Below are 18,991 nucleotides of genomic sequence, written 5' to 3'. Positions count from 1 at the left end.
CTTGTCGTTGGGAAAGACTAGAACGTCACGCCGGACACCAGCGCAATATTGCAGTAAGGCTGGCATTCGCCAGTACGCACCACGGCGCGGGCCTGACGGCTCAGCTGTTTGAACTCATCATGACTCAACAGACGACGCTCGCCGAGCCCGGCCTGAGCCGTCAGGGCATTCAGCTCAGTCAGCGCTGGAGGCTGCTTGAGCAGAATCTCGTTGGCCAATACATGACTCTCCACCTGCATTTCACTGAGCACAATGCGCAGGGTACTGATGAAGTCCGGAATGCCCTGGGTCAGCGCCAGGTCGATCAACTCGACACCCGGCGGCACCGGCAAACCGGCGTCACCGATGACCAGGATGTCGCCGTGTCCCAGAGAAGCGATCACCCGCGACAGGGCGATATTGAGCAGTGGGGTCTTTTTCATGAGGCTACAAAACCTTGTACGTCGTGCAGCGTTGGAATGGAGGGTTGTGCGCCGGCGCGGGTGACCGACAGCGCAGCCGCGACCTGACCGAAGCGGATGGCCTCGGCTTCGCTTTTGCCAGCGGACAACGCAGCTGCAAAACCGCCTACGAAGGTGTCGCCGGCTGCGGTGGTATCCACCGCCTTGACCCTGGGTGCCACCAAGTGCTCAAACCCTTGGCCATCGGCAAACAACGCACCTTGCGCACCCAGGGTAACGATAACTTTACCGGCGCCAGCTTCGATCAGACGAGTCGCCGCCTCTTTGGCGCTGTCGAGAGAATCGACCATCACGCCGCTCAGCGCACTGGCTTCGCTTTCGTTAGGAATCAGATAGTCGATCGAGGCGTACCACTCGGCCGGCAACGGAGCACTGGCAGGCGCTGGGTTGAGGATCACGGTCTTGCCCAGTTCACGGCCACGCTTGAGGGCGTACCCCACCGTGTCCATGGGCACTTCAAGCTGGCAGACGATCACGTCGGCCCCTTGTAGCACCGCGTCGAACGCTTGCAGTGACGCCGGCGTCAGAGCGCCATTGCTACCGGCCACGATGACGATTGCGTTCTGACTGCTGTCATCCACCACGATCAACGCAACACCGCTGGAGCCGGCGACGCTGCTGACCGCCTGGCAATCGATGCCTTCGAACAGCAATGCCTCGCGCAGTTGGCTGCCGTAGGCATCGGTGCCGACGCAGCCGATCATCGCCACCTCGCCACCCAGCCGCGCCGCCGCGACTGCCTGATTGGCGCCCTTGCCGCCGGGGACGGTGGAAAAGGTTTGGCCGATCAGCGTTTCACCGGCGTGCGGCAAGCGGCTGGCGCGGGTCACCAGATCCATGTTCAAGCTGCCTATTACCACTACTTTTGCGGGCATACATCAGTACTCATCAATTCGGTTCAGCGGTATTGGGCAAACACACCGGCGACGGGGGCCGTCGACTCACGCAACACAATGCTCGGCGTCACGATACGTTGATCGATCGGCAGTTGAGGGTTGGCGATCCGTCGCAGTAAAAGCTCGGCAGCCGTCTCGCCCAGTTGCACGATGGACTGCCCCACCGTGGTTAGCGCCGGGTAGACGTAACGGCTCATTTGAATGTCGTCGAAACCGATCACCGACAGCTCGCCGGGCACGCGAATATTACGCTCGGCCGCCGCGCGCAATACACCGAAGCCGATCATGTCGTTGCTGGCGAAAATCGCGCTGGGCGGTTTTTCCGCCAGCAGTTGCACGGCGGCGGCATAACCGCCGGTGCTGGTGAAATCGCTTTCGCGGATGCGCTCGGCCGGTACTTCCACGCCAGCCTCGTGCAACGCCCGGCGATACCCTGCCAGACGCATTTGTGCCACGCGGGTGTGGGCCGGGCCGCCGATACAGGCAATATCCCGATGACCGAGGTCGAGCAGGTGCCGGGTGGCCAGGTAAGCGCCCTCTTCGTGGTCGATACGCACCAGATCGACATCAATGCCATCCAACGCCCGGTCGACGATCACCATGGGCGTTCGCACCGCGCTCAAGCCTGCAGCCAGCCCACTGTCGTCGCCGCCCACTGAGGTGACGATCAAACCGTCGATACGCTTCTCCAGCAATACCCGCAAGTAACTGCGCTGCTTTTCAGCGTTGTCATCGGAGTTGCAGAGGATCACGCAATAGCCATTACGCTCGCAATAGTCCTCGATACCACGGGCCAATTCCGCGAAATACGGGTTGAGGCTGTTGGGCACCAGCAGGCCTATGGTTGCGGTGGTCTTGGCTTTGAGCGAACGCGCGACGGCACTGGGCACGTAGTCGAGCTGCTTGATCGCCGCCTCGACCTTGAGGCGCACCGGCTCGCTGACCGGGCGCGTCTTGTTCACCACATGGGACACCGTGGTGTAGGAAATACCCGCAAGCGCTGCCACATCCTTGATCGTTGCCATAGTTCAGCCTCGCCGACTGGCACGCTGGCTGCGATAGGTATCGAGCACCACGGCGATCACAATCACGGCACCGGTAATGATGCGCTTGGTCGGCTCCGTGGCGCCGATCTGTGCCAGGCCGGCAGCCAGAACCGAGATGATCAAGACGCCGAAGAACGTGCTGATCACCGAGCCGCGCCCGCCCATCAGGCTGGTGCCGCCGATAACCACCGCCGCGATCACTTGCAACTCCAGACCGGAACCCGCGTTCGGGTCAGCCGCCTCCAGGCGCGAGATCTGGAACAATGCGGCCACGCCAGCCAACAACCCCATAAGGCTGAATACCAGGATTTTGTAGGGCTTGGGATTGATCCCCGCCAGGCGTACCGCTTCCTCGTTGGTGCCGATACCGATCAGATAGCGACCGAACACCGTCCGCGTCAACACCAGTTGGGCCGCAATGATCACTAGCAAGGCAATGATGAACGACGGCGAAATACCAAAGGCAACTGGATTGGACAGCCAGGCGAAGGAGTCACCGATGTAGGCGGTGCGTGAACCGGTCATTTGGTACGCGACGCCGCGGGCCATTTCCAACACACCGAGGGACACGATAAATGACGGAATGCGCCAGGCCACGGTGATTGAACCGGTGAGCGTGCCGGCCAACGCGGCGCAGCCCATGCCCAGCACGGCGGCCGGCAAAACGCTCCAGCCCCAACTGAGGATCGCCACACTGACCGCCGATGCCGCCAGCGCCAGCACCGAGCCTACCGACAGGTCGATACCGCCGATGATCAGGATGAAGGTCATGCCCACCGCCAGCACCATCAGGTCCGGGATCTGGTTGGCCAGCGTACTGAACGTGTCATAGGACAGGAAGTGATCGCTCAATACCGAGAACAGCGCAATCATCGCGAGCAAGGCACCTGCCAGGCCCAGGTAAGTCCCCAGGCCGTAGAAGTTGCCGCCGGTTTTACCGGGAGAAGTGGTCGTTTTCATGGGGTATCCCTAAGCACTGCATCGTTGAGCAGCGCATCACGTTTCTGATAGCCGGCAAAGGCGGCGGCGAGCAATTCGTCCTGAGTCCAACTGTCGCGCTCGAAGGTGTCGATCAGGCGCCCGGCGGACAGCACACCGATGCGGTCGCAGATCAACATGAGTTCGCGCAGGTCGCTGGACACCACTACCAACGCCTTGCCCTGCCGGGTCAACTCGCCGAGCAAGGCGTAAATGTCGAATTTGGCGCCGACGTCGATACCGCGCGTAGGCTCGTCGAACAGCATCACCGAGCAGTCGCGCTCCAACCAGCGACCAATCACCACCTTCTGCTGGTTGCCGCCGGATAATTCCGACACCAACTGCGCCGGGCTGGAACTGCGAATGCGCATGGCATCGATCTGACGTTGGGCCAACGCGGTTTCATCGCCACTGTTAACGACGCCGCCCGCGGAAATTTCAGGCATGTTGCCCAGAGCAATGTTGGCGCTGATGGACTGGGTCAGCAGCAAGCCTTCCCCCTTACGGTCTTCGGTGATCAGCGCGATGCCATGGCCCACGGCATCCACCGGCGAACGAATGCTCACCACCTGAGCTGGCGAGCCCAGGGCCACGGTGCCGCTGTCGGCTTGGTCAGCGCCGAAGATCAGGCGCAGTAGCTCAGTACGGCCCGCGCCGATCAGCCCGGAAATGCCATAGATTTCACCGGCACGAACTTCGAACGAGACGTCGCGGACTTTGTCCGAGCGCGTCAGACCTTTGACCGTCAGCGCCGGGCCACCGATGGTGCGCGGGCCCAAATCGATGTGTTCGCCCAGTTCGCGACCGACCATCAATGTGACCAGTTGCTCGCTGTTGTAGTTGGCCATTGGCTCGACGCACACCAGTTTGCCGTCACGCAGGACCGCGATGCGCTGGGCGACACGAGCCAGCTCTTCCAGCCGATGGGAAATGTAAATAATCGCTACGCCGCGGGCCTGCAAACGGGCGATCTGCTCAAACAGCATCTCGACTTCACGGGCGGTAAGCATAGCCGTGGGTTCGTCGAGGATCAGCAGATGGCAGTCGCCGATCAGGTTGCGCGCGATCTCGACCATTTGCTGGTGGCCGATCCCCAAGCTGCCAACCAGAGTGTCCGGGTCGATGGCATCCAGGCCGACCTGGGCCATGGCTTCGATCGCGGCCGTGCGCAGTTGCTTGCGGCTGATCCAGCCACCGTGGCTGGGCAGGTTATGCAAAAACAGGTTTTCGGCGACAGTCAGGGTCGGCAGCAGGTTGAGTTCCTGCATGACCATGCGCACACCCAGCGCTTCAGCCTGGGTACGGCTACCTGGGCAGTAATCCTGGCCGTTGAACTGCATGTGCCCGGTGGTCGGGGTGACCAGCCCGCCGATGATTTTCGACAAGGTGCTTTTGCCTGCGCCGTTTTCACCCGTCAGCGCCAACACTTCGCCGCGATTGAGCGTCAGAGTGATGTCGGACAGAACTGGCTGGGCATACGTCTTACCGATACCGCTGACCGAGAGGACAGCGTTCGGGGCGGAAGATGACATAGGAAAATCTCCGAGCGTCCGCCCGGGAGCGAGCGGACGCTGTTTGGGTGCTGCCAGAATTACTTCTTGAGGACGAGTTCGACCGGGGTTTCGATCACGCCATCTTTGGCATCGACTTTTTCACCCTTGACCAGCTTGAGCGCGTTCTGGATACCGAACACGGCTTGCTGGGCAGCGGCCTGGTCGGCGGTGGCCAGCACGCGGCCGTCCTGCAGCATCGGCTTGATGGCTTCGATATTGTCGTAGCCCACCACCAGCACCTTGCCCGCTTTGCCGGCTGCACGTACGGCGGAGACAGCACCCAAAGCCATGTTGTCGTTACCAGCCAGCAGCGCTTTGAGGTCTGGGTATTCGCTCAGCATTGCGGAGGCGACTTTCTGGCCCTGGTCGATCTCCCAGTTACCCGACTGGGTGGATACGATCTTCATGCCGGCAGCATCCATCGCGTCTTTGAAACCGGCGGTGCGCTGCTGGGCGTTGGTGGTGGTCGGTACGCCTTCGATGATGCCGACCTTGTCGCCCGCGCTCATTTGCTTGGCCAAGTAATCGCCCACCAGCTTGGCACCTTTGCGGTTGTCCGGGCCAACGAAGGGAATGTCGAGGTTCTTGCTTTTCAACACACCGGGGTCGAGACGGTTGTCGATGTTGACCACCTTGATCCCGGCATCGGAGGCTTTTTCCAGTACGGCGACCAGCGCCTTGGAGTCGGCTGGTGCAATGACGATGGCGTTGACCTTGGACAGGATCATCTGTCTGACGATATCGATCTGGGCAGCGGTATCGGTCTCGTTCTTGATGCCATTGGAGATCATGTCGAAATCAGCGGAGTGAGCTTTATGATAGCCCTTGGCGCCTTCTTCCATGGTGACGAAGAATTCGTTGGCCAAGGACTTCATTACAAGACCGACTTTCGGTTTGGCGGCGGCCTCGTCAGCGAATGCAGAAGAGAGCGGTAAAGCGGCGGATGCGGCAGCAAGCACAGCGATAGCGAGAAGACGTCCAGCAAATGGCAGCTTCATGGGGTCACTCCGATCTTATGATTATTGTAAGCAACGCTTGCACCGAAGAAGGCTTCGGCAGCCCGCCCACTTGGGTGGCTGATACGAGCTGTCACGTTACGCCAAGCGCATCGGAAACATCTCGCAAACGTTTGCGTTACTCAAACTATGAGAACCTTGTCGAAATTTGTCAACGGGGGAAGCATCTTTCATGCAGCTCCTTTCATCAACACCTTTGCAGCATACGCGGCAGCTTCTGAACATCGTCTCCCTTATTGCTCTCTGAACCGCTTACGCCTGGCAAGCCAATGCGGATTATTCCGTCATTATTTTCGGACAACCGAACGGCAATTGATGCCGTGTTCGGAAAGCCGGACGGCACGAAAATCGATCACACTTAAATTTCACAGAAAATCCTTTTTTATCAATAAGTTAATTTAAAAAACCATCAACCATGAGGCTGGTACAGATCCTGCTCCTAGTCAGCACCTCGCGGCATTTAGCATCGCCCGAGTGTTCTGGATGAAACTGCTACAGCACTCATCAAAAAATCAGAGAGAAAAATAATGAAATCCGCACTGAAGAACTTTGTTCCGGGCGCCTTAGCCCTCCTGCTGCTGTTCCCCGTTGCCGCCCAGGCAAAAGAAGTTGAAGCCAAGACCAAACTGTCCAACGTGGTGATTCTCGCCACCGGCGGCACCATTGCCGGCGCCGGCGCCAGTGCCGCTAACAGCGCCACCTATCAGGCGGCCAAGGTCGGTATCGAGCAATTGATCGCCGGTGTTCCTGAGCTTAGTCAGATCGCCAATGTGCGCGGCGAACAAGTGATGCAAATTGCGTCCGAAAGCATCAACAATGAGAACCTGCTGCAACTGGGTCGCCGTGTTGCGGAGCTGGCCGACAGCAAAGACGTGGATGGCATCGTGATCACCCACGGTACCGACACCCTGGAAGAAACCGCCTACTTCCTGAACCTGGTAGAGAAAACCGACAAGCCTATCGTAGTGGTCGGCTCGATGCGCCCAGGCACCGCCATGTCGGCGGACGGCATGCTCAACCTGTATAACGCAGTGGCCGTGGCCGGCAGCAAAGATGCACGCGGCAAAGGCGTACTGGTGACCATGAACGACGAAATCCAGTCAGGTCGTGACGTCAGCAAGATGATCAACATCAAGACCGAAGCCTTCAAGAGCCCATGGGGTCCACTGGGCATGGTGGTTGAGGGCAAGTCCTACTGGTTCCGCCTGCCAGCCAAGCGCCACACCATGGACTCCGAGTTCGACATCAAAACCATCAAGAGCCTGCCCGATGTGGAAATTGCCTACGGCTACGGCAACGTGAGCGACACTGCTTACAAGGCCCTGGCCCAAGCTGGCGCGAAAGCCATCATCCATGCCGGCACCGGTAACGGCTCGGTGTCTTCCAAAGTGGTGCCGACTCTGGTGGACCTGCGCAAGCAAGGCGTGCAGATCATTCGTTCTTCCCACGTCAACGCGGGTGGCATGGTGCTGCGTAACGCCGAACAGCCTGACGACAAGTACGACTGGGTCGCAGCCCTGGACTTGAACCCACAGAAAGCGCGGATTCTGGCAATGGTCGCCCTGACCAAGACTCAGGACAGCAAAGAGCTGCAACGGATGTTCTGGGAATATTGATTTCTAAACATCTTCTGTAGGAGCGAATTCGCTCCTACAGTCCCTCCTCCCCCCTCCATCAGCCATCCCGAATTGCTGACAGAAGAACCTCCAGAAGTTTAAGCAGTTGCGAAATTGCCTACAGTTAAATACTGTATGCACGTACAGCAAACTAAGGAATATTCCGTGGCAAAATCTTCTGCGGCACTGCCGACAGCACCTGATGCTTATGAACGCTTGGCCGTTCGTGTGCAAAAGATCATTAACTCGACCCAGGCTCAGAAAGCCAAGGCCGCCCTCATCTTCCGCCTGCCGGATGAGCCTGAAGAGCAATGGCAGCGCCTGCTCGAGGAAATCGCTGAAAACGATAATGTCACCCTCGCCTACCGCGACGACGGTGGCGTGCAGATTTTCTGGGTTGTGCCGAAGGAAGATTGACTCAATGAGTGCCCGCTTTATTGCTGTGTGTTGCCTGTTTTTTGCCATTTCCGCCCATGCCCAAGCGCCTCGCACGTTCAGCGAAGCCAAGAAAATTGCCTGGAAACTCTACGCCCCGCAATCCACCGAGTTCTATTGCGGCTGCAAATACACCGGCAATCGCGTGGACCTGAAAGCCTGCGGGTACATTCCACGCAAAAACGCCAACCGCGCCGCGCGCATTGAATGGGAACACATTGTGCCCGCATGGCAGATCGGGCATCAGCGCCAGTGCTGGCAGAACGGCGGTCGCAAAAACTGCACGCGCCATGATGATGTGTTCAAGCGTGCCGAAGCGGATTTGCACAACCTGGTACCCAGCATTGGCGAAGTTAACGGCGACCGTAACAACTTCAGCTTTGGTTGGCTGCCGGTACAGAGTGGGCAATACGGCTCATGCCTGACACAGGTTGACTTCAAGGCCAAGAAAGTCATGCCGCGCCCATCGATTCGCGGAATGATTGCGCGTACCTATTTCTACATGAGTAAGCAGTACGGTTTGCGCTTGTCGAAACAGGATCGCCAATTGTACGAAGCCTGGAACAAGACCTACCCCGTACAGGCCTGGGAGCGCCAGCGTAACCAGACCGTGGCCTGCGTGATGGGGCGCGGCAATGAGTTTGTCGGCCCGGTGAACCTCAAAGCATGCGGTTGAACATGGGCGGGAGCCCCCGCCCAATCGGCCCATTACTGGGCGGCCTTGTGCTCGATGACTTGGGACTCGGTGTCGTTCTTCTTGGCCCGCGCGAGTTTTTCAGTGAGCAGTGCCTGCTTGGCTTCTGCTTCCTCCTTGGTTGCGAACGGCCCTAGAAGCACTTCGTCCTTGCCGTCCACCTTCACGATATAAAAATTGAAACCATGTTCCAGCAACCAGGCGGTAAGGTCAGTGATCGCCTGCAGCTTGTGGTCCGGCGGGCCTACCCGTACATCCCATTCCTGCACAGCAATCGCGCCGGTCTGTGGTTGGCTTTCGCCCACGGCAGGCTTGGCCTTGGGGGTATCGACGGGCTTGCCTTCGCCACAGCCGGCCAGCGCCAACACCATCATTGCCATCACTACTTTACGCACTGCCCTGCTCCTTTAAGGATTAAAGAGGCGACTTTATCATCCACTGTCTATTCTGGCCGTCATAAACGTTGGATTAAACAATGCGAATGATGTATCGCAGACCTGTATGATGCGCCCATGGGAATTAATGTTGCCTCTATGCGTCCTAAAGAGGCAGTCACAGGGAAGCGCTTAGCAGTAAGCTATACACATCCGACACCTGCCCTGTCTGAAACATGTGTCCTTAAAAGTAATCAAGGAGAAGTCCATGCTTATACTCACCCGCAAAGTTGGTGAAAGCATAAACATCGGTGATGACATCACGATCACCATCCTGGGCGTCAGCGGCCAGCAAGTACGAATCGGCATCAACGCACCGAAAGACGTTGCCGTGCATCGCGAAGAGATCTATCAACGTATCCAGGCTGGCCTGACTGCTCCGGACAAAAACCAGACGCCTTGAAACGCCCTCAGTAGCCAGCCCTTTCGTGCACGGTAACGGCTGGCGAAAACTCTTCCCAACGGCCTGCGTTTCGGACGTGGCCAGCATCGCCATCAAGTCGGTCCACGCGACAAGATGAAACAATCTTCGGGACCGGAACTTGTTACGTCATTTACAGCCGAAACTCCTGACTGACTTCCTCAATGTGCACTCGGGAGCACGTACATGAGGTCTCATACCGCATCGCCGCGCTTTTCCAGATCCTGGCTGATCGCCTTGCTGATAGGGCTGGCTTTTATCGGCCTGGAATTGGCAATCAGGTTTGAAATTGCAGGCAGCGCTCCCACCGATCAGCATTCGGTGCTGGACCTGACGCTACTGCTATGCGGTTATCTGTTTATGTTCTGCCTCAAGCCTATACAAAAGGTTGTACACCGCAGATTCTGTCAGCGCAGCCCTGGAAAAACGTCACGCCCATAGTGACGTATCAGCTAGCAGATTGCCGGTATTTACAGTGTCGCATCGCGGCCTATGCTTGGTGTGTTTACCCGTTAGTTGAAGGCCTGAAACCGATGGATACCCTCAGCCGATCAGAAATCGAATCCGCCCTCGCAGCCCGCTTACCCAGCTATGCGGTTGCCTGCACGCTACACGCTGACGGCACCTTGTCCGTGGTGCTCAGCGGCCCGGAGACAGATCATTTCGCAATCACCGGGATCGTACGCGCGCACTATCGCGGCGCCGAAGCGATTGCACGACTGGCTAATGAGATTCTTCGCGAAATGGTGGTGTCACGACGCGGCATGAGGAGCGAACGCATGCATGCACCGCCCAACGCGATTGCGTGGCAAGAAAGCCAAGACCCGTAAAGGTCTTGGCTTTCTTGTATCAACCCGTCTCGTTGTGCAAGGTCAACCAGCCCTCGGCATTCCGCCGCACCTGCAGCCGCTCATACCCACTAATGGTTGGGTGTTGTGTCGCCAACGGCTTGAGGTGGGTCGCAGTCACCACCATCACATCCGCGCCCGCCGCCTCACTTGCGCGAATGCCCACCGACGCATCCTCAAACACCAGACACTCCTGCACCGAAACGCCCAAACGCTGGGCGCCCAGCACATAACAGGCCGGATTCGGCTTGCCGATAGTGACATCTTCTGCCGTCACCATCACCGTCGGCGGCGCAATGCCCGCCGCTTGCAGCCGGCGCATTGCCAGCTCCTTGGGCGCCGACGTCACCAACGCCCACTGATCGGCAGGCAGGCTGTCGAGAAACGCCGCAGCGCCGGAAATCGCAACCACGCCGCGCACATCGTTGATTTCAGCTTCGGTGATCCATTGCGCTTCAGCGTGCGGGTCGACGCCGGGTAACCCCTGGCGCGTGATGGTATCGATGGCGCGGGCGCCATGGATGGTGGTTAAAAACGCCGCCACATCCAGACCGTGACGTTCGGCCCAGAGGCTCCATACCCGCTCCGCGGCGGCGATGGAGTTGAGCAGGGTTCCATCCATATCGAACAGAAAAGCACGGTAGGGACGGGCAAATACAGCTGAAGCGCGGATGGACACTGGATGGCTTCCTCGTGGGCGGTAACACATGATCGGCTGCTGCAATCTACGGGGCTAGCCGGTGGCTTGTAAACGCCGCCAGGCCTGGGGCAACGGGTTTGATTACGAACTTGTCATCATTCTGTTGGCGGGCTGTTAGGGGTGGCTGATTACCGTGAACGTACTGCCAAAGCCTGGCAGCCACCCTTCTGGAGCAAGACCGTGATGAAACTGTTTATCCTCGGCGTCACCGCACTGCTTGCCACCGGCTCCGTATTCGCTGCCGACAACACCGGCATAATCCATGACGCCACTGGCTTCTACGTGCACCTGGACGTCGCCAAAGTACTGTCGAGCAGCGACACCGGCAGCCAATGCGGCGTTGTCCCGGCGCAATTGCGCTACCTCGACCACCAGGGGCGCGAACATGTACTGGACTACCAGGTCCAGGCCATCGGTTGCCCCAATGACAATTGATCGGATTACACTGGCGCGACGTACCGAACTTGAGCCCTTCCCATGAATATCCTTGTTGTCGAAGACGAACCCAAGGCCGGCAATTACCTGCTCAATGGCCTTCAGGAACTGGGCTATTCCGTCAGCCTTGCCCGCGATGGCGTGGACGGCCTGCACCAAGCGCTGGAAACGCCGTTCGATGTGATCGTCCTGGATGTGATGATGCCGAAAATGGACGGCTGGGAAGTGCTGCGCCGCCTGCGTAAAGAAGCTGACACACCAGTGCTTTTTCTTACCGCCCGTGATGATATCGCCGACCGCATCAAGGGCCTGGAGCTGGGTGCGGACGATTACCTGATCAAGCCCTTTTCCTTCGCCGAACTGGTAGCCCGCCTACGCACCCTGACCCGTCGCGGCCCAACCCGTGAAGAAGACCAGCTGCACATCGCCGACTTGCACATTGAAGTGCTCAAACGACGCGTCACCCGCGCCGGCACACGCATTACCCTGACCAACAAGGAATTTGCCCTTCTGCACCTGTTTGCCACGCACCAGGGCCAGGTGTTGTCACGCTCGCTGATCGCGTCGCGGGTATGGGATATGAACTTCGACAGCGACACCAATGTGGTGGACGTGGCCGTGCGCCGCTTGCGCCTGAAGATCGACGACCCGTTCCAGCTCAAGCTGATCCATAGCGTGCGCGGCATCGGCTACCGCTTCGATACCCAACCATGACGCCTCGCCGACATTATTCGCTGACTTTGCGCCTGGCGCTGGTGTTCGCCCTGCTCGCCTTTGCTCTGCTGGCCACCCTCGGCGTGGCGCTGTACCGGGAACTGGAGCGGGAGCTGATCCGCCGCGACGATGCCGCGCTGATCTCGCGGGTCGATCAACTGCGCAACCTGCTCAACGACAGCAACACCTTGGAGCTGATCAGGAACAAACCGGAATTGTTCCAAAACATGCTGGGCAACCGCGAATCGGTGCTGAGTATCGCAGCTCCCGGGCAACAGCCATTGCTGCTGGTGAATCCCGGAAATATCGACTTGCCGGCGGTTACACCGGTGCCCAAAGGCCATGTCCTGGACCTTACCGATGTGCAGCACCTGGCTGGTGTCAACGGCGTTCCTTTGGCCGCCCTTGCCGCGTCTATCGACTCCGGCGACCTGGGCAACCTGCAAGTTACCAGCGGACGCTTGATGACCGAACGTACCGCCATGCTCGCCAGTTATCGATTGAGTGTGTATATCCTGGCAGGTATCGCCGCACTGGCCCTGGCGCTGGCCGGCTATCTACTGGTGCATCGCGGCCTGCTGCCGTTGCGACGGTTGGCGCAGCATGCCCAAGGGATCGGCGTCGGCAACCTGGCCGAACGTCTCGACAGCCGGGGCGCGCCGAAAGAACTATTGCCGATGATCGATGCCTTCAACACCATGCTCGAACGCCTGGCCAAGGGTTTTGCGCAATTGAGCCAGGTGTCGACCGACATGGCGCATGAACTACGCACGCCTATCAACAACTTGTTGGGGGAAACCCAGGTTGCCCTGCATCAACAGCGCAGCGTCGATAGCTATCAGCAACTGTTGGCCTCGAATGTCGAAGAACTCGAACGGCTGGCGCGCATGCTCGACAATATGCTGTTCCTCGCACGCACTGACCCGGCCAGCGCCCTGCGCCAACGCCAGGCACTCAGCGCCGCAGATGAAGTGGAACGCATCGCGGAATACTTCGAGGGGCTGGCAAGTGATCGGGGGATGCGCATTCTCGCCGCTGGCCAAGGGGAAATCTGGGCCGAGCCCATGCTACTGCGGCGCGCCCTGGCGAACCTGTGCGCTAATGCGATCAAGTACGGCGCCGCGCATTCAGAGCTGCGTATCGAGGCGATGCCCACGGATGAGGGCCTCATCCTGCGGGTCAGCAATCAGGGGGAGACGATTGCGGCCGAACACCTGCCGCGTCTGTTCGAGCGTTTTTATCGAGTGGATGAGTCGCGGGAACGTTCGGCTCACTCCAACGGGTTGGGCCTGTCGATCGTGGCGACCATCATGCAGTTGCACAATGGCCGCTACAGCGTCAGCAGCCAGAACGGTGTCACCCGTTTCGAGCTGTTGTTCCCCGGGCGAGAAGCGGACTGATCAGTTGAACGCCCCATTGAGGACTTCGTAGATGATGCCCGAAGCAATGGCCACCAGGATCAAGTCAGTGCCCGCCTGCTGCCATTCGTAGCCATCGTAATGTGGCAACTGGCCCAGCAAGCGGCCATCGAGTTTTTTCGCGATACCCGGCGGCAGCGGTTTGCCGCGTGCCAGGTTCTTCTGGATCCCCGGCGGCAAGGCCGGGCCGGGGCTCCAATAGTCGCGATAACCGCCCAGCACACTCAGTACGCTGCTGCGATCCACGTTGGGCCCATGACTGCCCGAGGCACCTTTGCCTTTGGGTTTGTCGTAGTTCTGGCCGCCAGGGTTATTGCCTTTGCCGTTACCGCCGCCGCCCTTGCCATTCCCATGGCCGTTGCCAGGATCAGCCAACGCGAGAGCACTCCCGGCAGACAACGCAAGCACTAGCACAACAGACGCATATTTCGAACACTTGAGCATGGCGATTTTTCCAGGGCAGAAACGTCCTTGAACTGTAGTTGAAATTGCACGGCGACGCATTGAAAGCAGCGCCCGATCAACTTACCTGACCGCCCGCCTCCACCACATCCACCGAGGTCTGCCAGGCTGTCGTCACCGCGACGCGCAGTCCTTCGACCAGGGTCGTCAACGGCATGGACGGCTCGCTGCCCCCTGGCAAGCGCGGCACATGAATAAAGCCGCTGCGCACACCAGAGCCGGCGAGCGCATGCTGCAGGCGATAGAACACCTGGTTGCACACGAACGTACCCGCTGTATGGGACACCGAAGCGGCCACCCCAGCCTCGCGCACCGCCCGCACCATCGCCTTGATCGGCAGCGTGGTGAAGTACGCCGCCGGGCCATCCGTCACCACCGCCGTGTCGATCGGCTGCGCCCCGAGGTTATCGGCGATACGCGCATCGTTGAGGTTGATCGCCACCCTTTCGATGGAAATATCGCTACGCCCAGGCCCCAGCCCCGTGGCGATAACCATCGCCGGGCGCAGTTCGTTGATCATTTGCAGCAGGGATTCCGGGGCCGTGGCAAAGGCACAGGGCAGCCGCCGCGCAACGATCCGCACGTCGTCGCGCAGTTGCAGACCATCCAACTGGCGCACGGCTTCCCAGGACGGGTTCACCGGGTCTTGGTCGAAGGGCTCAAATCCCGTTAGCAACACCGTGTGCATAGTGGCCTCACATCAACAGGTAAAGCAGGACGATATTGACCACCAGCATCATCAAGGCAGTCGGCAGTTGCGCTTTGATCACCGCGTTCTTGTCCGGCAGTTCCAGCAAGGCCGCCGGGACGATATTGAAATTGGCGGCCATCGGGGTCATCAGCGTACCGCAGTAGCCGGAGAACATACCGATGGCAGCCATGACCGCTGGGTTGCCGCCGTAGATCCCCACCAGCACCGGTACACCGACGCCGCCGGTCATCACCGGGAACGCCGCGAAACCGTTGCCCATGATCACTGTGAACAACGCCATCCCCAGCACATAGACCATCACCGCCACCAACTTGAAATCCAGGTTGATGTAGGTAGTGGTGACATGGGCGACCGCCGTGCCCACCCCAGCCTCGTTAAACAACAGGCCGAGCATGGCCAGCATCTGCGGCAAGACCATGGCCCAGCCCAGGGCTTCGGTCAGGCGACGCGACTCGCGCAAGGCTTGCACCGGTGTATCGCGGGTCAGCCAACAGGCCAGGCCGAGGGCGATCAGACAGCCGATACCGAGGGACACAAAGGTAGTGTTTTTCGGGTCCAGCAACGGCACGCCGCCGATCTCGGTGTGCTTGAGCAAGACCGAACCGATCACCGTGGTCAGGGGAATAGCCAACGCTGGAATAAACAACTTGTGCCCCAGGCGACCGGCACTGGCACGGGTGGCCTTGTCATGCAGTTCAGCATGGGAGCCACGCCCCACACCGCCGAAACCGGCGATCAATGCCATTACCACCACGCCGGCGCCGATCACCACCGAGGGCAGACGCTCACCCACCAGAAACGGAATCGCGAACAGCAGCCAAAAGAGCGCGCTGGACCAACGCTTGGGGTGACTGCGATCCAGCACAATCATGCCTGCCGTAATCAACAGCAGCACCCCGGCCAGCCAGTACAGGTATTGAATCGAAATAATCATTGCGCCGCCTCCACAGCCTTCACGCTGGGCGTCAGCTCGCGGGTGAGCCGTCGGTCGAAGCGGTGCAGCCGGATCCCATGCACGATAAATGCACAGATCGCCGTGGGAATGCCCCATACCGCAATGTGCAGCGGCTCCACATTGATCCCCGAGCCCAGCAGGAACGTGTGCATCAGCGCGATGGCGCCGAACGCCACAAAGATGTCTTCACCGAAGAACAGCCCAACGTTGTCCGTGGCCGCACACATGGCCAGGACCTTGTGACGCACTTTGTCCGGCAGTTTGCCGTAGCGCTTTTCCGCCGCGCCTTCGGCCATCGGCGCCAGCAGCGGCCGCACCATCTGCGGATGCCCGCCCAGGCTGGTCAGGCCCATGGCCGCAGTGGATTCGCGTACGAACAGATAGATGATCAACAAGCGCCCGACCGTGGCGCGCTGGAACCGTGCGATCCAGTTCTGCGCATGCAGACGCAACCCATGACGCTCCAGCAGTCCGATGACTGCCAACGGTAACAATAGAATTAGCTGTAGGGCACGGGTCTGAAGGAAGCCATCCCCCATGGAGGCGAGGATTTTTTCCAGGGGAAAGTGAGCAGCAAGCCCGGTGGCGATCGCGGCAGCGGTGACCACCAGCAGCGGATTGAAGCGCAAAACAAAGCCGAACACGATGACGAGCACGCCAATCAACGGCCATAGATTCACAACAGTGTGCATGACGGAGAGGTCCTTTAAATGCGCGCTGCGGCGCCATTACAGCAGGATGTGAACAAAGGGTTCACAGCAAGAGGTGGCGTGCAGTCGGCTCGGTTTTTTATTGTTGACCCGGAAGGTCGAGCGTCAGTGGCGGCAACTTTGCTGCCTGGAGGCGGGAGGTGTCCAACAAGAAAAATTGTTGCTGCGATCCAATAAATTTTGTGGGTATCGGAGGGGATGGGGGCGTGCCGTCGGCAACGCCCCCAACACGAGACTCAGCTCACGCCGTTGGGGCCATCGAGCACGTACCTGACCTTCTTGGCCAGCACATTGGGCAAGCACGGTTTGGAGATCACCTCGAACTCCGCGCCGCCCAGGTCGGTGCGTTCAATGGCGTTTTCCGCGTAGCCAGTGGTCAGCAGGATTTTCATGTCGGGGTACAACTGGCAGACCTCCCGCGCCAGCATCACGCCATTCATGCCGCCGGGCATGATCACGTCGGAGAACAGCAAGTCATAACGCTCTTCCCTGGCCAACACGTCCAATGCCTCGGCAGCGCCGTAGGCGATGGTGGTGTGATAGCCGTAGTCCTCCAGCACCATGCGCGCCAGCTCCGCGACATCCGGGCGGTCCTCGACGATCAGGATACGTTCCGAACCGCTGCGGGCTTCCGACACCTTGGGCTCTTCCTGGGCCGACACGCCAGCCTCATCCGCCGGGAAATACAAGCGCACCGTGGTGCCAAGGCCCTCCTCGGAGTAAATCCGCACAGCGCCGCCGGACTGCTTGGCAAAGCCGTAGACCATCGACAAGCCCAGGCCGGTGCCCTTGCCTTCATCCTTGGTGGTGAAGAACGGGTCCATAACCCGCGTAAGAATACTGTCGGGCATCCCACAGCCATTGTCCGTCAAGGCCATACTGACATAGCGTCCCGGCATCAGCCCGTCGTAGGACATGGAGCTGAGTTCGCGCACTTGGATATTGCGGGTCTCGATAGCCAAGGCAGGCTGCTCACGCTCCACCAAGGCGTCGCGCGCATTGATCACGATATTGAGGATGGCCAGCTCGGCCTGGGTCGGGTCGATGCGGCAGTTCCACAGATCGGTTTGCAGGTCGGTGCGAAAATCGATGTTGTCGCCCATCACCCGCTCAGCGGAGCGTCTGGCCAGTTCGACGAAATGATTGAGGTTGATCACTCGCCCCTGCAACTTCTGCTTGCGGGAAAACGCCAGCAACTGCTGCGTCAGCGTGGACGCTTTCTCTACCGCCCCTTTGGTCATACTCAGGCTGCGAATCACACGATCTTCGTCCAGCACAGGCTTGCGCACGGCGCGGTCGACCATCTCGACGTAGCCGCCGATGACCTGCAGCAGGTTGTTGAAGTCGTGAGCAATACCGCCGGTGAGCTGGCCCAGCGCTTCCATTTTCTGCGCCTGACGCAGCGCGTCCTCGGCATCGCGGCGGCGACTGACGTCCAGCTGCGAAGCGAAGAAGTACATCAACTGATTGGATTCGTTGTACACCGGCGAAATGAACAACGCGTTCCAGAACGTCGAGCCGTCTTTGCGGTAGTTGAGCAACTCGACCGCGACGTCTTCTTCTTCACTGATGGATTGCTTGATCTGGCCCACCACCTCGGGGTCGGTATCCGGGCCTTGTAGAAAGCGGCAGTTGCGCCCGTAGATTTCGTCGGCGCTGTAACCGGTCATATCCAGGAAGGCCTGGTTGGCAAAAATGATCGGATTATCTTCGCGATTGGGATCGGTGACGATCATGGGCATACGCGTGGTGCCGACGGCAGCAAAGAAGATGTTCTTACCTGCCGATGTGATATCACCGGTTTCAGAGTTATCCACGCGGGTGTGGAGATCTTTTGGTTGATGAGTCACGGGGCTAAATCCTGTCGGCTTGATAGAGGAGAAAACGGACTTCCTGCCTCATAGACAACCGGAGTCAAAAAATAGTTTGGCGCCCCGTGGCTCCGTTCTACAACGACCCTTTACGATCAGTTCAAGCCGTGGTGCTGAGCATTGACCCCTTCCCGCTGCCGCTCTCGGCCATGACGGCCTGCAAAAGCGCCGCGGTAACCGTCTGCAATGCCGCGTTTATGGTCGAAATCTGTGTTTGAGCCGCCATGACAGCCACAGCCTTGGCCTCTTCACTTTGTTTGCTGGACTGGGCTCTCTGCAACGCCTCCTGAGCCTGCTGAAGCTGCTTTTGCAGTTGCTCGATCTGTTTTTTCAACTCTTTGACCTGATCTGACTCCTGCGTGCCGGATAGAGCCTGGTCCCCGCCGTTCGCAGCAGCCCCCGTGGCTTTTGGATCCATACGAATGGTCAGAGCCCCGGTGTCTTCGTTCTTGGTTGTCTCACTGGTGATAGACGTGGTCTGCGGGACGACTACGGAGCTGGAATTACCAACATTGATAAGCATGTCGAATGTCCGATAACGAGAGATTGCTCACTTTATCGGCTTGATTACCGGGGACTTTAGTCTTGCTGTCCATTTCCATTGCGGTAATTTCGA

General features: G+C 59.2%; 22 protein-coding genes. 8 read left to right on the top strand and 14 right to left on the bottom strand.

Going from position 1 to position 18,991, the window contains the following annotated elements; all coding sequences use genetic code 11:
- Positions 1-17: 17 nt before the first annotated feature.
- Genes rbsD through FIV35_RS17400 form a run of 6 tightly spaced genes read right to left on the bottom strand, consistent with a single transcriptional unit; the run spans position 18 to position 5,932 of the window.
- The gene (rbsD, locus tag FIV35_RS17425; protein WP_034136891.1) at positions 18-422 is read right to left on the bottom strand and encodes a D-ribose pyranase; all 405 of its coding nucleotides are present in this window, start codon (positions 420-422) and stop codon (positions 18-20) included.
- Positions 419-1,336 (bottom strand): ribokinase, encoded by a 918-nt coding sequence (gene rbsK / locus FIV35_RS17420; RefSeq protein ID WP_034136890.1) that lies wholly within the window; start codon positions 1,334-1,336, stop codon positions 419-421. The genes rbsD and rbsK overlap by 4 nt, the downstream gene beginning before the upstream one ends.
- Positions 1,337-1,359: 23 nt before the next feature.
- Positions 1,360-2,382, bottom strand: coding sequence for a LacI family DNA-binding transcriptional regulator (locus FIV35_RS17415; RefSeq protein ID WP_034114417.1), 1,023 nt, complete (start codon positions 2,380-2,382; stop codon positions 1,360-1,362).
- A gap of 3 nt (positions 2,383-2,385) precedes the next feature.
- Positions 2,386-3,363 carry an ABC transporter permease gene (locus tag FIV35_RS17410; RefSeq protein ID WP_034136889.1) on the bottom strand — a complete coding sequence of 326 codons (978 nt, stop codon included), beginning with the start codon at positions 3,361-3,363 and terminating at the stop codon, positions 2,386-2,388.
- Positions 3,360-4,913, bottom strand: a complete 1,554-nt coding sequence (locus tag FIV35_RS17405; protein WP_034136888.1) for a sugar ABC transporter ATP-binding protein — start codon at positions 4,911-4,913, stop codon at positions 3,360-3,362. The genes FIV35_RS17410 and FIV35_RS17405 overlap by 4 nt, the downstream gene beginning before the upstream one ends.
- A gap of 59 nt (positions 4,914-4,972) precedes the next feature.
- The gene (locus FIV35_RS17400; protein ID WP_034136887.1) at positions 4,973-5,932 is read right to left on the bottom strand and encodes a sugar ABC transporter substrate-binding protein; all 960 of its coding nucleotides are present in this window, start codon (positions 5,930-5,932) and stop codon (positions 4,973-4,975) included.
- A gap of 545 nt (positions 5,933-6,477) precedes the next feature.
- Here FIV35_RS17400 and FIV35_RS17395 point away from each other — a divergent pair.
- The 3 genes from FIV35_RS17395 to FIV35_RS17385 all read left to right on the top strand — a co-directional run bounded on the left by FIV35_RS17395 (position 6,478) and on the right by FIV35_RS17385 (position 8,677).
- On the top strand, positions 6,478-7,566 hold the full coding sequence (locus FIV35_RS17395; protein ID WP_034099126.1) for an asparaginase: 1,089 nt from the start codon (positions 6,478-6,480) through the stop codon (positions 7,564-7,566).
- 165 nt (positions 7,567-7,731) lie between these two features.
- Positions 7,732-7,983 carry a DUF1654 domain-containing protein gene (locus FIV35_RS17390; protein WP_169869002.1) on the top strand — a complete coding sequence of 84 codons (252 nt, stop codon included), beginning with the start codon at positions 7,732-7,734 and terminating at the stop codon, positions 7,981-7,983.
- A gap of 4 nt (positions 7,984-7,987) precedes the next feature.
- Entirely contained in the window at positions 7,988-8,677 is a 690-nt protein-coding gene (locus FIV35_RS17385) for an endonuclease (protein WP_034099128.1), read from the top strand.
- A 32-nt stretch (positions 8,678-8,709) separates the two neighbouring features.
- Here the strand turns inward: FIV35_RS17385 and FIV35_RS17380 are convergent, their stop codons facing one another.
- Positions 8,710-9,075 (bottom strand): SPOR domain-containing protein, encoded by a 366-nt coding sequence (locus FIV35_RS17380; RefSeq protein WP_034136885.1) that lies wholly within the window; start codon positions 9,073-9,075, stop codon positions 8,710-8,712.
- Positions 9,076-9,337: 262 nt separating this feature from the next.
- Here FIV35_RS17380 and csrA point away from each other — a divergent pair, with 262 nt between their 5' ends.
- Both csrA and FIV35_RS17365 read left to right on the top strand, forming a co-directional pair.
- Positions 9,338-9,532, top strand: a complete 195-nt coding sequence (csrA, locus tag FIV35_RS17375) for a carbon storage regulator CsrA (protein ID WP_003192511.1) — start codon at positions 9,338-9,340, stop codon at positions 9,530-9,532.
- Between the two features lie 551 nt (positions 9,533-10,083).
- On the top strand, positions 10,084-10,380 hold the full coding sequence (locus tag FIV35_RS17365; protein ID WP_034136884.1) for a DUF1652 domain-containing protein: 297 nt from the start codon (positions 10,084-10,086) through the stop codon (positions 10,378-10,380).
- 19 nt (positions 10,381-10,399) lie between these two features.
- Here the strand turns inward: FIV35_RS17365 and FIV35_RS17360 are convergent, their stop codons facing one another.
- Complete coding sequence (locus FIV35_RS17360; protein ID WP_034136883.1) at positions 10,400-11,077, bottom strand: HAD-IA family hydrolase; 678 nt, start codon at positions 11,075-11,077, stop codon at positions 10,400-10,402.
- 204 nt (positions 11,078-11,281) lie between these two features.
- Here FIV35_RS17360 and FIV35_RS17355 point away from each other — a divergent pair, with 204 nt between their 5' ends.
- From FIV35_RS17355 to FIV35_RS17345, 3 genes are read left to right on the top strand one after another with little or no spacing between them, the layout of a single operon-like run.
- Complete coding sequence (locus FIV35_RS17355; protein WP_034136882.1) at positions 11,282-11,533, top strand: DUF2790 domain-containing protein; 252 nt, start codon at positions 11,282-11,284, stop codon at positions 11,531-11,533.
- A gap of 42 nt (positions 11,534-11,575) precedes the next feature.
- Positions 11,576-12,247 (top strand): heavy metal response regulator transcription factor, encoded by a 672-nt coding sequence (locus FIV35_RS17350; protein WP_034136881.1) that lies wholly within the window; start codon positions 11,576-11,578, stop codon positions 12,245-12,247.
- Positions 12,244-13,647, top strand: coding sequence for a heavy metal sensor histidine kinase (locus FIV35_RS17345; protein ID WP_034136880.1), 1,404 nt, complete (start codon positions 12,244-12,246; stop codon positions 13,645-13,647). Before FIV35_RS17350 ends, FIV35_RS17345 begins: the two co-directional genes overlap by 4 nt.
- Here the strand turns inward: FIV35_RS17345 and FIV35_RS17340 are convergent, their stop codons facing one another.
- The 6 genes from FIV35_RS17340 to FIV35_RS17310 all read right to left on the bottom strand — a co-directional run bounded on the left by FIV35_RS17340 (position 13,648) and on the right by FIV35_RS17310 (position 18,898).
- Positions 13,648-14,109, bottom strand: a complete 462-nt coding sequence (locus FIV35_RS17340; protein WP_034136879.1) for an anti-virulence regulator CigR family protein — start codon at positions 14,107-14,109, stop codon at positions 13,648-13,650.
- A gap of 76 nt (positions 14,110-14,185) precedes the next feature.
- The gene (gene pcp, locus FIV35_RS17335) at positions 14,186-14,815 is read right to left on the bottom strand and encodes a pyroglutamyl-peptidase I (RefSeq protein ID WP_034136878.1); all 630 of its coding nucleotides are present in this window, start codon (positions 14,813-14,815) and stop codon (positions 14,186-14,188) included.
- Between the two features lie 7 nt (positions 14,816-14,822).
- Entirely contained in the window at positions 14,823-15,773 is a 951-nt protein-coding gene (locus FIV35_RS17330) for a DUF979 domain-containing protein (protein ID WP_034099141.1), read from the bottom strand.
- Positions 15,770-16,486 carry a DUF969 domain-containing protein gene (locus tag FIV35_RS17325; protein ID WP_034136877.1) on the bottom strand — a complete coding sequence of 239 codons (717 nt, stop codon included), beginning with the start codon at positions 16,484-16,486 and terminating at the stop codon, positions 15,770-15,772. Before FIV35_RS17325 ends, FIV35_RS17330 begins: the two co-directional genes overlap by 4 nt.
- A gap of 254 nt (positions 16,487-16,740) precedes the next feature.
- Entirely contained in the window at positions 16,741-18,354 is a 1,614-nt protein-coding gene (locus FIV35_RS17315; protein WP_034136876.1) for a histidine kinase famiy protein, read from the bottom strand.
- Positions 18,355-18,475: 121 nt separating this feature from the next.
- Complete coding sequence (locus tag FIV35_RS17310) at positions 18,476-18,898, bottom strand: hypothetical protein (protein ID WP_034136875.1); 423 nt, start codon at positions 18,896-18,898, stop codon at positions 18,476-18,478.
- Positions 18,899-18,991 lie beyond the last annotated feature (93 nt).

Source organism: Pseudomonas rhodesiae, assembly GCF_007858255.1.
Classification (GTDB): Bacteria; Pseudomonadota; Gammaproteobacteria; order Pseudomonadales; family Pseudomonadaceae; genus Aquipseudomonas; species Aquipseudomonas rhodesiae.
The sequence above is the reverse complement of the archived record's forward strand: the minus strand, read 5'-3'. Positions and strand labels throughout refer to the sequence as shown.

What these genes read in the sequence shown, in the direction of transcription:
- FIV35_RS17330 (WP_034099141.1), bottom strand. Translation starts at nt 15,773, where the DNA reads ATGATTATTTCGATTCAATACCTGTACTGGCTGGCCGGGGTGCTGCTG.
- FIV35_RS17325 (WP_034136877.1), bottom strand. Translation starts at nt 16,486, where the DNA reads ATGCACACTGTTGTGAATCTATGGCCGTTGATTGGCGTGCTCGTCATC.
- FIV35_RS17400 (WP_034136887.1), bottom strand. Translation starts at nt 5,932, where the DNA reads ATGAAGCTGCCATTTGCTGGACGTCTTCTCGCTATCGCTGTGCTTGCT.
- FIV35_RS17405 (WP_034136888.1), bottom strand. Translation starts at nt 4,913, where the DNA reads ATGTCATCTTCCGCCCCGAACGCTGTCCTCTCGGTCAGCGGTATCGGT.
- FIV35_RS17310 (WP_034136875.1), bottom strand. Translation starts at nt 18,898, where the DNA reads ATGCTTATCAATGTTGGTAATTCCAGCTCCGTAGTCGTCCCGCAGACC.
- FIV35_RS17410 (WP_034136889.1), bottom strand. Translation starts at nt 3,363, where the DNA reads ATGAAAACGACCACTTCTCCCGGTAAAACCGGCGGCAACTTCTACGGC.
- FIV35_RS17365 (WP_034136884.1), top strand. Translation starts at nt 10,084, where the DNA reads ATGGATACCCTCAGCCGATCAGAAATCGAATCCGCCCTCGCAGCCCGC.
- FIV35_RS17385 (WP_034099128.1), top strand. Translation starts at nt 7,988, where the DNA reads ATGAGTGCCCGCTTTATTGCTGTGTGTTGCCTGTTTTTTGCCATTTCC.
- FIV35_RS17340 (WP_034136879.1), bottom strand. Translation starts at nt 14,109, where the DNA reads ATGCTCAAGTGTTCGAAATATGCGTCTGTTGTGCTAGTGCTTGCGTTG.
- pcp (WP_034136878.1), bottom strand. Translation starts at nt 14,815, where the DNA reads ATGCACACGGTGTTGCTAACGGGATTTGAGCCCTTCGACCAAGACCCG.
- FIV35_RS17355 (WP_034136882.1), top strand. Translation starts at nt 11,282, where the DNA reads ATGAAACTGTTTATCCTCGGCGTCACCGCACTGCTTGCCACCGGCTCC.
- FIV35_RS17395 (WP_034099126.1), top strand. Translation starts at nt 6,478, where the DNA reads ATGAAATCCGCACTGAAGAACTTTGTTCCGGGCGCCTTAGCCCTCCTG.
- FIV35_RS17380 (WP_034136885.1), bottom strand. Translation starts at nt 9,075, where the DNA reads ATGGCAATGATGGTGTTGGCGCTGGCCGGCTGTGGCGAAGGCAAGCCC.
- csrA (WP_003192511.1), top strand. Translation starts at nt 9,338, where the DNA reads ATGCTTATACTCACCCGCAAAGTTGGTGAAAGCATAAACATCGGTGAT.
- rbsK (WP_034136890.1), bottom strand. Translation starts at nt 1,336, where the DNA reads ATGCCCGCAAAAGTAGTGGTAATAGGCAGCTTGAACATGGATCTGGTG.
- FIV35_RS17350 (WP_034136881.1), top strand. Translation starts at nt 11,576, where the DNA reads ATGAATATCCTTGTTGTCGAAGACGAACCCAAGGCCGGCAATTACCTG.
- FIV35_RS17345 (WP_034136880.1), top strand. Translation starts at nt 12,244, where the DNA reads ATGACGCCTCGCCGACATTATTCGCTGACTTTGCGCCTGGCGCTGGTG.
- rbsD (WP_034136891.1), bottom strand. Translation starts at nt 422, where the DNA reads ATGAAAAAGACCCCACTGCTCAATATCGCCCTGTCGCGGGTGATCGCT.
- FIV35_RS17415 (WP_034114417.1), bottom strand. Translation starts at nt 2,382, where the DNA reads ATGGCAACGATCAAGGATGTGGCAGCGCTTGCGGGTATTTCCTACACC.